Origin of the sequence: Streptomyces sp. NPDC047315, assembly GCF_040643215.1 — a bacterium.
Taxonomy (GTDB): domain Bacteria; phylum Actinomycetota; class Actinomycetes; order Streptomycetales; family Streptomycetaceae; genus Streptomyces.
Genome location: NZ_JBEYTZ010000005.1, coordinates 165,345 through 178,085, shown reverse-complemented (window position 1 = coordinate 178,085; position 12,741 = coordinate 165,345). Strand labels below are relative to the sequence as shown.

The following is a 12,741-nucleotide window of genomic DNA, read 5'->3' as shown; positions in this document are numbered from 1 at the left end:
CCTCTCACGGCGTGGTGCGGCGGCGGTTCTTGGGCGGGGCGCCCCGGGGCGGCCCCGCTGTCAGGAGGCGCCGACGGGCGCCTGGCCGAGGGCGCTGAGCTTCCAGCCCTTCGGGGTGCGGGTGAGTTCGGCGAGCATCCGGCTGTCCTTCGGCGTCGGCTTCCCCTTCGCCGCGGTCACCGTGATGCGCAGCGCGACCATCACGCTCGCCCGGCCGGCGCGGTCGTCGAGTTCGGTCACCGCCCCCGAGAGCACCTTCGCGGTGGTGACCGTCTTCGCCTGCCGGATCTGCTTCTCGAACTCGGCGCGGCCGTCGGTGAGCTGCTTCAGCAGGTCACCGGTGGTGGAGTCCTGCCAGGTGTCGAGGCCGCCCTCGACGTCCCGGTGGTCGAGGGTGTTGAGGTTGAGCACCGCCTGCCGGCCCGCCGCCAGCGCCCGGTCGCGCTCTTTGGCGTACGCGGCGGAGTCGTCGTGCGCCGCCGCGTACCAGGACCGGCCGGTCACGGCCGCGAGCACCGCGGCGGTGAGGGCGAGCACGAGCGCCACGGCGAGCAGCGGTCTGCTCCTGATGCCGAAGGCCGCGCCCCGCGCCGCCCCCGCCTTGTGCTGCTCCTGAGCCATCGGGCCTCCCCCTAACGGGACGTGATGTCGACGATCTGCCAGCGGTCCGCGCGCAGTCGGGCCTCCACGGTGAGCTGGGCCGCCGCGGTGGTCGGCGGCTTCCCGCGGCGCTCGGCCACCTGGTCGAGGAAGAGCAGGACGCGGGCGTCGGTGCCGGTCAGCCCGGACACCGCCACCCGTACGACGTGGGTGGTCAGCGTCAGTTGCTGGTCCGCCGCCCGCTTCTCGACCTGTCCGAACAGCTCGCCGTACTGGCGTGCCGCCTTGCCGGCAAGCAGCTGTCGCGCGGCCTCGCGGGTGGCGGCCGTGCCGTCGGGCGTGTAGGAGAAGATCCGGGTCACGGCGCTGCTGACGTCGCCGGCCACCCGGGTGGTGGCGGCGGTGTCGACGAGTGCGCGGTTGTCCGTGGCCGGGGTGTCCGCCAACTGGTGTGCGCGGACGAGGAGTCCGGCCGCGGCGAAGGTCAGCGCGAGGGCCGCAGCGAGCAGGACGGCCACGAGCCGGGGCCGGCGGGCGGGGGCGGCGCGGGGCGGGTCGTTCTCGGGTGACGTCCGGGGGGCCGGTATCACCGGCCGGACGTCCTCGCTGGTGCTCATCGTCGCCCCCGGGGTGGGTGAGTGCGTGGTGGCGTCGGACGTGGCGTCATGCCCCACCGACCTGGACGGCGGTGAGGGACTCGACCTTCCAGCCGGCGTCGGTGCGGACGAGTGCGGCCTGGAGCCGCTGGCGTTCGGTGCTGGCGGCGGTCTTCTTCGACGAGGTCGCGACGGGCCCGTTCGTCACGGTCACGGTCGCGATCAGGTCCGCCGTTCCTGCGCGGGTGTCCAGGGCGGTCAGGGCGGCGTCGGTGACGGTCGCCCGGGCCGTGGTCGCAGGCCTATTCCCGCCGTTCCCCTTCGCCCCGCGGTCGGTGGCCGGGGACTTCGTCACCTGCTCGCGCAGGAGGCCGGTGGACGCATCGAGCCATGCGCGCTGGGTGGCGTCCGGGTCGTCGGCGTCGAAGCTGCTGAGCCGGGCGAGGTGCCGGGTGGCGTCGGTGAGCACCCGGTCCCGGGTCTCGGCGTACGTACGGGAGTCGTCGCCGCGCGTCGCGGCGTACGACCAGCCGGCGTATCCGCACAGCAGTGCGGCGAGGGCGACGGCGGCCCAGGCCACCAGGGTGCGGGAGGGCGGGCGGACGAGCCGGCGGCGTTCCGGCGCGGTGGCGTGGTCCGTCGTGCGGCTCATCGTCCGACCTCCAGTCCGAGCAGGGCGCCGAGCCCGGGCGGCGCGCCCGCTGCGCCGCGCTGCGGCGTGCCCGCGGGGGCGGCTGGGGTGGGCAGCCGGCCGCCGCGGGGCGCGTTCGCGCTGCCGCGCACGTTCACTCCGCTGCCGGCGGGCGAGGTGCAGCGGGCGCCGGTGTTCACCCGGTCCGTCGGGGTCACGTCCGTGCCGACGCGGTAGCGGGTGCCGCCGTACCCGGCGGTGCACGGCAGCGGGTTGAAGAACGTCACCGACATGCCCAGCCGCACCCCTTGCGCGGTGATCGCGGTCGAGCCGGCCGCGGCCACGGCCGGCATCTTCACCAGCAGCTCCTCGATGCCGCGCTGTCGGGTGACGGCCACCTCGGAGGTGGTCAGCAAGTTGGCGACGACGACGCCGAGGGAGGGGTCGAGGTCCTTGAGCAGCCCGGTGAGCTGACCGGCCGCGTCCGGTGCGGCGGCGATGAGTCGCCGCAGGTCGGCGTCGGAGCCCTTGAGCTGGGCGGCGAGTTCCTTCGTCCCCGAGGCGAAGGACCGCAGGGCGTCGCCCTGTTCCACCTGGGTGCGCAGCACCCGCTCGCCGTCGTCGATCAGCCGGACGTTGACGGGCAGCGCCCGGTCGGCGGCGCGCACGAAGTCGTCGCCGCTGTCGAGCAGCACCTGGAGGTCGTCGCCGCGGCCCTGGAGGGCGGTGCCGAACTCGTCGACGACCGTACGCAGCGACTTCAGGTCGACGGACGAGGCGAGGGCGTCGACGCTGGTGAGGACCTGGGTGACGGGGGCGGGGACCCGGGTGTCCCGCTGGGCGATCACCGAACCGTCGGTGAGGTGGGGGCCCCGGTCCGTGCGCGGTCGCAGGTCGACGTACTGCTCGCCGACGGCGGAGAGGCTGGCCACGACGGCTTCGAGGTCGGCGGGGATCTTCGGGGCGGACTTCTTGATGCGCAGTTCGGCCTCCACTCCGTCGTCGGTGAGGTCGATGGGGCCGACCCGGCCCACCGAAACGCCCCGGTAGGTGACGTTGGAGTGGGTGAACAGACCGCCGGTGCGCGGAAGTTCCACGCGGACGGTGTAGTGGTCGCGGATGCCCGCGTAGCGGCCGAGGTCGGCGTAGCGGATGCCGACGAAGGCGAGCACGACGACGGCGATGACCAGGAAGGCCAGGTTCTTCAGATGGGTGCCGAGCGTGAGCATCAGCCCTTCCCTCCCCCCGGCGCACCGGGGCTGACGGCGGGCAGCGGCAGAGGGAGGGGTGCGCCGCCGCCCGCCGCCCCGGTGGCGGCCCGTTCCTGCGGTGGGACCAGCTCGGGGATGATCTGGGTCCCCGGAACGGCCGTCACGTCCAGATACACGTTGAGGTAGTCGCCCTTGACGCCGCGCAGCACCTCGTCCGTGAAGGGGTAGGTCAGCAGCACCTGGAGGGAGTCGGGCAGCGCCCGGCCGGAGTCGGCGAGCGCCTTGAGGGTGGGGGCGAGCGCCTTGAGGTCGGCAATGGTGTCGTCCTTGCTCTTGTTGATGGTGTCCACGGCGACCGCGGAGAGGGTGTTCAGGGAGCGCAGCATGGTCAGCAGGGCGCCGCGCTGTTGCTCCAGGACCTTGAGGCCGGGGCTGAGGTCGGTGAGGAGGCGGCCGACGTCCCGTTTGCGGGTGGCGAGGGTGGTGGAGAGCCGGTTGAGGCCGTCGAGCGCGGCGGTGATGTTCTCCTTGTTGCCGTCGAGGCTGGTCACGAGGGTGTCCATGCGCTTGAGGAGGGACGCGACCTGCGGTTCACGTCCGCCCAGGGCCTTGTTCAGCTCGGTGGCGATGTTCTTGATCTGGGCGATGCCGCCGCCGTTGAGGAGCAGGGAGAGGGCGCCGAGCACCTCTTCGACCTCGGGGTTGCGGTTGGTGCGGGAGACGGGGATGGTGGCGCCGTCGGCGAGGGCGCCGGCGGTGGGCGGTGCGCCCTTGCGGGCGGGCGGCGGGGAGAGCTGTACGTACTTCTCGCCGAGGAGGCTGGACTGCTCGATGTGGGCGACGGCGTCCGCGGGGAGCTCGACGTCGCCGTTGACGCGCATGGTGACCCGGGCCGACCAGGCGCCGGGGGTGAGGTCGATGTCGGTGACGCGGCCGACGGCGACGTCGTTGACCTTGACCGCGGACTGCGGGACGAGGCTGAGCACGTCGTCGAACTCGGCGGTGACCCGGTACGGGTTGTTGCCGAGGTCGGCCCCGCCGGGCAGCGGCAGGTCCTCGATGCCGGCGAGTTGCGGCATTCCGGACGAGCAGCCGGTGAGCGCCAGCGCTACGGCCAGGGCGGTCACGACAAGGGCGGGGCGGGCCGTCTTCAGCGGGCGGACGGTCCTCATGGGACGGGCGGTTCTCATCGCGTCCCCTTCGTTGCCGGCGCTCCCGGCGCGCTGCCGTACACGGTGCCGACGGGCGGCAGCGGCAGCCGGGGCAGGGCGCCGCGCCGCTCGTCCGGTACGGGCGTGAGGCCGGCGAGGGAGCCGGCGCCGTCGGCGCGGGCCGGGTCGGGTCCGTAGGTGAGTTCGTTGAGGTTGGCGCGGCCGTTGAGGGTGCGGTGCACCGGGTCGTAGGTGTTGAGTACGTTGCCGGCGGCCAGCGGCGCCACGTCCAACGCTTCCGCGAGGGAGGCCCGTTGGTCGACGAGGGCCTGGGTGAGGGGGACGAGGGCGTCGACGTTCTCCTTCAGCTTGCCCCGGTTGTCCTCGATGAAGGTCTTCACCAGCTTCAGCGCCTTGCCCAGCTCCTTCAGGGCGGCGGACAGGTTCTCCTTGTCGTCGGCGAGGAAGCCGGTGACGGTGGCGAGTTGCCGCTCCGCCTCGGCGACCTCGCCGTCGTTCTTGCGCAGCATGGCGGTGAAGGACTGCAGGTGCGCGAGGGTGGCGAAGAGGTCGCCGCTGCTCTTGTCCAGCGTCTTGGTGGCCTTGCCGAACTGCTCGATGGAGTCGCCGATCGCCTTGCCGTTGCCCTTGAGGTTGGCGGCGCCGGTGTCCAGCAGCCCGGCGAGGGCGCCGTCCGCGTTGGCGCCGTCGGGGCCGAGGGCTTCGGCGAGTTCGGTGACGGACTCGTAGAGCTGGTCCACCTCCAGGGGCATGGCGTTCTTCTCGGCGGGCAGCACCGCGCCGTCCTCCAGGCGCTCGCCGCCGGTGTACGCGGGGTCGAGTTGGACGTAGCGGTCGGCGACGACGCTGGGGGCGACGACGACGGCGTGCGCACCCTTCGGCACGGGGACGTCGGCGTCGACGAGGAGGGTGACCTCGACCCGGTCGCCGACGGGCCGCACCTCGTCGACCGTGCCCACCTTCACCCCGAGGACGCGCAGGTCGGAGCCCTCGTACACGCCGGTCGTCCGGGTGAAGTAGGCGGTGATCCTGGTCGTTTCGCCGTCCTTGAGGGCGAGGGCGCCTGGGACGGCGACGGCGGCGACGACCGCGAGGCCCGCGGCGATCCCGACGGCTCGTCTACGGTTCACTGGGCACCGCCCACGGGCCCGGACTTGGGTTCGGACTTGGGTTTGGGTGGCATGCAGTCGCCTTCGGGCTGCGTGCCGGGCGGCAGGTAGTCGCGGGGGAAGAGGCCGCAGACGTACGAGTCGAGCCAGCGGCCGTTGCCGAGGGTGTTGCCCATGATGCGGTAGTACGGCCCGGCGAGCGCGAGGGTGCGGTCGAGGTCGGCGCGGTTCTTCACCAGCACCGCGGTGACCTTGGACAGGGCGGTCAAGGTGGGCTCCAGTTGCTCCTCGTTGTCCTTGACGACTCCGCTGAGTTGTTCGCCCAGCTCGGTGGTGCCGGTGAGCAGGAGGTGGATGGCGTCGCGCCGGGCCCGGATCTCGCCGAGCAGCAGGTTGCCGTCGGTCAGCAGGGTCTCGAAGCTGCTGTTCTTCCCCGCCAGGGTCTTGGTGAGCCGCTTGCTGTTCTTGAGCAGGACGGCGAGTTGGGCGTCGCGTTCGGAGACCGCTTTGGAGAGTGCGGACAGTCCGGTGGCGGCGCTCTTCACGTTCGGCGGTGACTTGGCGAAGGTGGCCGAGATCGTCTCGAAGCTCTTGGCGAGCTGGGCGGTGTCGATCTCCTGGATGGTCTCGCCGAGCCCGTTGAACGCCTGGGTGACGTCGAAGGGCGAGGTGGTGCGGCTGCTGGGGATGCGCCGGCCGGGGTCCTGGCCGCGGCTGCCGAGCGGATCGACCGCGAGGTACTTCTCACCGAGGAGGGTCTTGATGGCGATGGCGGCGGTGCTGGCGTCGCCGATCCAGGCGTCCTCGACGCGGAAGGAGACGGCGACCTTCGCGCCGTCCAGTTCGACGTCGGTGACCTTGCCGACCTTCACGCCGGCGATGCGCACCTCGTCGCCCTCGTCGAGGCCGGCGGCCTCGGTGAAGTCGGCGGTGTAGGTGGTGCCGCCGGTGAAGGAGTCGGCGCGGTAGGCGGCGACGCCGAGCAGGGCGATCAGCAGCAGTCCGACGGCGCCGACGGCGACGGGGTTGCGCTCTCGCACCGGTTTGAACAGGGGTTTCGTTCGACGCATCATGACCGGCACCTCCGCGCGGGGGTGCTGATGCCGGTGGGCGGCGGGGCGCCGGTCGAGGTGGTGACGCCGGTGACCTTCGCCTCGCACAGGTAGAGGTTGAGCCAGGAGCCGTAGGAGGCGGTGCGGGTCAGGGTCTGCATCTTCTCCGGCGTCCTCTTCAGGAAGTTCTCGATGGCCGGGGCGCCCCGGTCGAGTTCGCGTGACAGCCGGCCCAGTTGGTGGATGTCCTCCTTCAGCGGCGCCCGGCCGTCTTCGAGGAGCCCGGCGGTGACGGTGGTGAGGTCGGCGAGGGCGGTGACGGCCTCGCCGAGCGGCTTGCGGTCGCCCGCGAAGCCGGTGACGAGTTGCCGGAGGGTTTCCACGAGGTCGTCGAACCCCTCCTCGCGGTCGTTCACGGTCTTCAGGACGGTGTTGAGGTTGCTGATCACCTCGCCGATGACCCGGTCCTTGCCGGCGACGGTGGTGGTGAGGGAGCCGATGTGGCGGATCAGGCTGTCCACGGTGCCGCCGTCGTCCTGGAGGACCTTGACGATGGACCCGGCGAGGTCGTTGACCTCCTTCGGGGACAGCCCTTCGAACAGCGGTTGGAAGCCGTTGAAGAGTTGGGTGAGGTCCAGGGCGGGGGTGGTGCGCTCCACGGGGATGGTGGCGCCCGCGGCGAAGCTCCCGCCGACCCGCCCGGTGCCCTGGTCGAGGTCGACGTACCGCTGGCCGACCATGTTGCGGTACTTGATCGCTGCGGTCACCGACGCGGGCAGGGCGCGGCCCTTCTGGACGGTGAAGGAGACCTCGGCCAGGCGTCGGTCGGCGACCCGTACGGACTCCACCCGGCCGACCTCCACGCCGGCGATGCGGACGCTGTCGCCGGCGATGAGCCCGGTGGCGTCGGTGAAGCGCGCCTGGTAGGCGACCGAGTCGCCGACGCCGGGGCCGGCGATGCTGACCGCGAGGACCGCGGTCGCCAGCGCGGTGACGGCGACGAACACGAGTGACTTGACCAGTGGTGCGGCGATGCTGCGGCGGCTCACTTCAGCGTCACCTCCGTTCCCCGGAAGACGGGACCGGTCAGGACGGTGCTCCAGTCGGGCAGGTCCGTGGGGGGCTTCTTCAGTGCGGGGGCGATGAGTTCGTTGACGAGTCGGTTCTCCTGCGGGGAGTTGGGGAGTCCGAGCGGGGGCGCCTGGGCCGCGGCGGGCACGGGCCGGGCGTTGTACGGCACGGCGTAGCAGTGCGGGCCGCCCGCGGGGTCGTACCTCGGGGTGTCCTTCCCCGGCCGGTAGGCGCCCCGGGACGGGACGGTGGTGACCTGCACCTGGAGTCCGGGGCGGTCGGTGCCCTTGCCGAGTGCCCTGTCCATGGCGGGTACGAAGCCGGCGAGGGTGCGCAGGGTGCAGGGGAACGAGGGTGACTGGCGGGCCAGCAGCTCCAGGGTGGGCCGGCCGGTGGCGGCGAGTCGGATGAGGTTGTGCCGGTTGGCGCGGAGGAAGTCGGTGAGTTCGCGGGCGGCGTCGGTGGTCGTGCCGTACAGCTCGGCGAGTTCCGCCTGCTGGTCGACGAGGGTGCTGCTGGTGGTGGTGAGGTCGACGACGGCGTCCAGGACGTCGGGGGCGACGTCCGCGTACAACTGGCTGACCTCGACCAGCCGGGCGATGTCCCGGTTGAGCTGCGGCAGGTGCGGGTTGAGCGCCTTCAGGTGGTCGTCCAGGGTGACGAGGGTGCGGCCGAGCTGGTCGCCGCGGCCCTGGAGGGCTTGGGCGGCGGCGGTCAGGGTGGCGGAGAGCTTCTCCGGCTTGACGGCGGTGAGCAGGGGCAGCACGTCGTCCAGCACCTGTTCGAGCTCGATGGCGTTGCTGGAGCGGTCCTGCGGGATGGTGTCGCCGGCGGCCAGGGTGCGGCCGGCGCCGGTGGCGGCCGGGGAGGCCGGGGGCACGAGGGCGACGAAGCGTTCGCCGAAGAGGGTGGTCGGCAGCATCTGCGCGGTCACGTCGGCGGGGACGTGGCGCAGTCGGTCGCGGTCGATGGCGAGGGTGAGCCGGGCCCCGTCGCCGTCGGCCCGTACCTCGCGCACCTCCCCGACGACCACTCCGCGCAGCTTCACCTCGGCGTTGGTGTGCATCTCGTTGCCGGCGGAGGACGTCAGCAGGGTGACTGTGGCGTCGTCGGAGAAGTCCTTCTGGTACACGGACACCGACAGCCACACCAGCAGCACCGGCACCAGCAGGAAGACCAGGCCCGCGAGGCGGGTGCGCAGCGTCGTCAGTGCGGTGGGGCGCCCGGTCATCCCGCCACCTTCACCGTCGTGGTCGCTCCCCAGATCGCCAGGGAGAGGAAGAAGTCGGTGACGCTGATCAGCACGATCGCGTTGCGCACCGAGCGGCCGACGGCGACGCCGACGCCGGCCGGGCCGCCGCTGGCGCGAAAGCCGTGGTAGCAGTGGGCGAGGATCACCAGCACGCTGAAGACCAGCACTTTGAGGATGGAGAGCAGGACGTCGTCCGGGGAGAGGAACAGTTCGAAGTAGTGGTCGTAGGTGCCGGCGGACTGGCCGTTGAAGACGACCGTGGTCCAGCGCGAGGCGAGGTAGGAGCTGAGCAGGCCGATCGCGTACAGCGGGACGATGGCGACGACGCCGGCGATGATCCGGGTGGTGACCAGGTACGGCAGCGGGCGCACGCCCATCGCTTCGAGGGCGTCGACCTCCTCGTTGATGCGCATGGCGCCGAGTTGGGCGGTGAAGCCGGCGCCGACGGTGGCGGAGAGCGCGAGGCCGGCCACCAGGGGGGCGATCTCCCGGGTGTTGAAGTAGGCGGAGACGAAGCCGGTGAAGGCGGAGGTGCCGATCTGGTTCAGGGCGGCGTACCCCTGGAGGCCGACGACGGTGCCGGTGAACAGCGTCATCGCGATCATCACGCCGATGGTGCCGCCGATCACGCCGAGGCCGCCGCTGCCGAAGGCGACTTCGGCGAGCAGCCGCTGCACCTCGCGCAGATAGCGGCGCAGGGTCCGCGGAATCCAGATCAGGGCGCGGACGTAGAAGGCGAGTTGGTCGCCGGAGCGGTCCAGCCAGCGCAGCGGGGCGACGGGGGGCATCGGCTCAACCCCCCTTCGGCGGGACGATCTGGAGGTAGATCGCGGTGAGGACCATGTTGACGAAGAAGAGGAGGAGGAAGGTGATGACGACGGACTGGTTGACCGCGTCGCCGACGCCCTTGGGGCCGCCGCGGGGGTTGAGTCCGCGGTGGGCGGCGACGATCCCGGCGATGAAGCCGAAGATCAGCGCCTTGAGCTCGCTGATGTAGAGGTCGGGCAGTTGGGCGAGGGCGGAGAAGCTGGCGAGGTACGCGCCGGGGGTGCCGTCCTGCATGATGACGTTGAAGAAGTAGCCGCCGAGGGTGCCGACGACGGAGACCATGCCGTTGAGGAGCACGGCCACGAGCATGGTGGCCAGCACCCGTGGCACCACCAGGCGCTGGATCGGTGAGACCCCCATGACCTCCATGGCGTCCAGCTCTTCGCGGATCTTGCGGGAGCCGAGGTCGGCGCAGATCGCGGAGCCGCCGGCGCCGGCGATCAGCAGGGCCACGATCAGCGGGCTGGCCTGCTGGATGACGGCGAGGACGCTGGCGCCGCCGGTGAAGGACTGGGCGCCGAGCTGTTGGGTGAGGGAGCCGACCTGGAGGGCGATCACCGCGCCGAAGGGGATGGAGACGAGGGCGGCCGGCAGGATGGTGACGCTGGCGACGAACCAGAACTGTTCGATGAACTCCCGCACCTGGAAGGGGCGGCGGAAGATCGCCCGGCTGACGGTGGCGGCCAGGGCGAACAGCCTTCCCGCCTCGCGCAGGGGCGCGAGCAGCGGAAGCGGAGCCGCGGGTACGGCCGGGGGCGGCTGCTTGGGGGCGGGCGCCGGCTCGTCCGGGTCCGGCTCCCCGCCCCGTACGGGCATCTGGTCGGTGCTCATCGGGGCGCCACCTCGCCCGCGGCCTGGGTGAAGCTCTGTTGGACGGCCGCCCGGGCGGCTTCGGGCAGGGTGTCCAGCATGGCCCGCACCCGCTCCCTGCGGCGGCCCACGGCACGGCGCTCGGGCATGCCGGGCGAGGGTTCGAGCTGCGGCGCGATGGGCCGGGGGCCGTCCGGGGCGCTCCGCCCGAGCTGCTCCCGGGCGAGGGTCGCGGCGTCCTTCTCCTCCGACATGCCGATGGGCCCTTCGCGGCGTCCGCTGAGGAACTGGGCGACGACCGGCTCTTCGCTGGTGAGGAGGAGTTCACGGGGGCCGAAGGCGACGAGTTCGCGCCGGAACAGCATGCCCATGTTGTCGGGGACGGTGGCGGCGATGTCGAGGTTGTGGGTGACGATCAGCATCGTCGCGTCGATCTGGGCGTTGAGGTCGATCAGGAGTTGGGAGAGGTAGGCGGTGCGCACCGGGTCGAGTCCGGAGTCGGGTTCGTCGCAGAGGATGATCCGGGGGTCGAGGACGAGGGCGCGGGCAAGCCCGGCGCGTTTGCGCATTCCGCCGGATATCTCTCCGGGTAGCTTTCTCTCGGCGCCCACGAGGCCGACCATCTCCATGCGTTCCATGACGGTGCGCCGGATCTCGGACTCCTTCTTCCGGGTGTGTTCCCGCAAGGGGAAGGCGATGTTGTCGAAGAGGGACATCGAGCCGAAGAGGGCGCCGTCCTGGAACATCAGGCCGAAGAGCTTGCGGGTTTCGTAGACGTCGCGCTCCGGGCTGTTCACCATGTCGACGCCGTCGATGAGGACCCGGCCCCGCTCGGGCTTGAGCAGCCCGATGATCGACTTCAGGAACACCGTCTTGCCTGTCCCGGAAGGTCCCAGCATGACGCTGACTTCTCCGGCGGGCAGGGTGAGGGTGACGTCCTGCCAGATGTTCTGCTTGCCGAAGGACTTTGTCAGTCCGTCGACGACCACTTCGATGCCCATCCCACCTCCTGCGGGTGACTCGCGACCGCGTGCCGATTTCCGTACTCACGAATTGACGAAGCAATGAAGCAATCAAGTGCTGCAGTAGCGAAGTGACGAAGACGCGAAGGGGCGAAGGGGCGGGGGTGTGCACCGAGGGCGCACGTTAAGTTCACGGACGGCGTCGGGACAAGGGTCGTGCGGATCATTCGACGGTGGAGTCCCGGGGCCGCCGCGGTATTTGTCATCGGATGACAACGCGCCGCGGCGGCGTGTGCGTTTTCCGCGCAATGGGAGTGCGTGGTGCGGGGGTTACGGCAGTACGGCCGAGTGCCAGTTGCGGGCCAGGACCTTGCCCGCGTCGGGGCGGACGAGGCCGGGTGCGGTGAGTCCGGCGCTGTGGGTGGCCGCGCCGCCCAGGGTCAGGTGGTTGTTCCCGGCCGGCGACGGCAGTCCGGTCTTGAGGTCGATGGCGCCGTTGAGGACGCCGAGCAGTCCGCAGCCGTTGGCCTTGGGCACGGCGAAGGCGGAGTCGCCCTGGCTGTTGCCGGTGAGGGCGAACCGCAGCATCGAACCGGCGGTGTTCGGGGTGCCTTCGCCGTCGAAGCGCTGGACGGCGAGGGTGGGGGCGGTGGTGTTCTGCGGGCGCAGCACGATCGGGTCGGCCGCGGATCCGATGAAGCACTGCGAGCCGAGGAAGGGGTTCTGGAGCCGGATCCGTACGGGCAGTTTGACGATCTGCTTCCCGCTGGTGAGCCCGGCGGCGAGGTTGAACTCGGTCGGCGCGCCGGCGGACTCCACGGTGGCCGTGACCCGGTTGAGGACGTTGTCCGTGAGCAGCTTGCAGATGTCGGTGACGACCGGGATGTCACCGGGGCACATCAGGCCGAGCAGCCCGCCGGGGATCTCCGTCGGGGCGCCGACGACCGCGCCGCCGGCGGGCGGGACGACGGTGAAGGTGCCGGCCTTGGTGTCCTGGACGACGCCGAACTGGAGGTCGTTGGCACCGGTGGTGGCGGTGACCTTGCCCAGCTTGATCGAGCCACCCGGCGACTTGGACGACACGCAGGTGGCGACGGTCGCCTGGCCGTCGGCGGCGAGCATGGCCGGGGCGTCCACGGGGCAGCGGGTGAACGGACCCCAGTGGCCGTTCAGCCGGACGGCGGCGGCGGACGCTACTTCAGCGCCCTCGTCGACCGGGGCCGGTGTGCCGGCCGGGGCCGACGTGACTGCCTGGGGCGGCGTGGCTGCCGGCGCTTGTGACGCGGCGGCGGGCGCCGCGCCGAGCGGGATCGCCAGCAGCAGCGCGGCGAGCGCGCCGACGCCGGTGGTGCGCCTCAGGCCGGAGCGTCGCGGTGGTTCGGGGACACGTCTCATCTCTCCCTCGGTCCTTTCCGGTGGTGGGGAGCGGCGGGGTGGCCGGTGGTGC

13 protein-coding genes are annotated in these 12,741 nt (G+C 71.7%); all 13 read right to left on the bottom strand.

What is annotated here, in order from left to right:
• Positions 1-60 precede the first annotated feature (60 nt).
• A complete protein-coding gene (locus tag ABZ842_RS07305; protein WP_361533104.1) occupies positions 61-621 on the bottom strand; it encodes a nuclear transport factor 2 family protein in 561 nt (186 codons plus the stop codon).
• An 11-nt stretch (positions 622-632) separates the two neighbouring features.
• Entirely contained in the window at positions 633-1,217 is a 585-nt protein-coding gene (locus ABZ842_RS07300) for a hypothetical protein (protein ID WP_361533101.1), read from the bottom strand.
• A 46-nt stretch (positions 1,218-1,263) separates the two neighbouring features.
• The gene (locus ABZ842_RS07295; RefSeq protein WP_361533098.1) at positions 1,264-1,848 is read right to left on the bottom strand and encodes a hypothetical protein; all 585 of its coding nucleotides are present in this window, start codon (positions 1,846-1,848) and stop codon (positions 1,264-1,266) included.
• Positions 1,845-3,056: an MlaD family protein gene (locus ABZ842_RS07290; RefSeq protein ID WP_361533095.1), complete on the bottom strand. Its 1,212-nt coding sequence runs from the start codon at positions 3,054-3,056 to the stop codon at positions 1,845-1,847. The genes ABZ842_RS07295 and ABZ842_RS07290 overlap by 4 nt, the downstream gene beginning before the upstream one ends.
• The gene (locus tag ABZ842_RS07285; protein WP_361533093.1) at positions 3,056-4,228 is read right to left on the bottom strand and encodes an MCE family protein; all 1,173 of its coding nucleotides are present in this window, start codon (positions 4,226-4,228) and stop codon (positions 3,056-3,058) included. The genes ABZ842_RS07290 and ABZ842_RS07285 overlap by 1 nt, the downstream gene beginning before the upstream one ends.
• Positions 4,225-5,340 carry an MCE family protein gene (locus ABZ842_RS07280; RefSeq protein WP_361533090.1) on the bottom strand — a complete coding sequence of 372 codons (1,116 nt, stop codon included), beginning with the start codon at positions 5,338-5,340 and terminating at the stop codon, positions 4,225-4,227. Before ABZ842_RS07280 ends, ABZ842_RS07285 begins: the two co-directional genes overlap by 4 nt.
• Complete coding sequence (locus ABZ842_RS07275) at positions 5,337-6,392, bottom strand: MCE family protein (protein WP_361533087.1); 1,056 nt, start codon at positions 6,390-6,392, stop codon at positions 5,337-5,339. Before ABZ842_RS07275 ends, ABZ842_RS07280 begins: the two co-directional genes overlap by 4 nt.
• A complete protein-coding gene (locus ABZ842_RS07270; RefSeq protein WP_361533085.1) occupies positions 6,389-7,420 on the bottom strand; it encodes an MCE family protein in 1,032 nt (343 codons plus the stop codon). The genes ABZ842_RS07275 and ABZ842_RS07270 overlap by 4 nt, the downstream gene beginning before the upstream one ends.
• Entirely contained in the window at positions 7,417-8,673 is a 1,257-nt protein-coding gene (locus ABZ842_RS07265; protein WP_361533082.1) for an MCE family protein, read from the bottom strand. Before ABZ842_RS07265 ends, ABZ842_RS07270 begins: the two co-directional genes overlap by 4 nt.
• A complete protein-coding gene (locus tag ABZ842_RS07260; protein WP_361533080.1) occupies positions 8,670-9,482 on the bottom strand; it encodes an ABC transporter permease in 813 nt (270 codons plus the stop codon). The genes ABZ842_RS07265 and ABZ842_RS07260 overlap by 4 nt, the downstream gene beginning before the upstream one ends.
• Before the next feature lie 4 nt (positions 9,483-9,486).
• Complete coding sequence (locus tag ABZ842_RS07255) at positions 9,487-10,338, bottom strand: ABC transporter permease (RefSeq protein ID WP_361533470.1); 852 nt, start codon at positions 10,336-10,338, stop codon at positions 9,487-9,489.
• Positions 10,339-10,349: 11 nt separating this feature from the next.
• Positions 10,350-11,333 carry an ATP-binding cassette domain-containing protein gene (locus ABZ842_RS07250; protein ID WP_361533077.1) on the bottom strand — a complete coding sequence of 328 codons (984 nt, stop codon included), beginning with the start codon at positions 11,331-11,333 and terminating at the stop codon, positions 10,350-10,352.
• A 291-nt stretch (positions 11,334-11,624) separates the two neighbouring features.
• A complete protein-coding gene (locus tag ABZ842_RS07245) occupies positions 11,625-12,689 on the bottom strand; it encodes a hypothetical protein (protein ID WP_361533074.1) in 1,065 nt (354 codons plus the stop codon).
• Between the last annotated feature and the right edge of the window lie 52 nt (positions 12,690-12,741).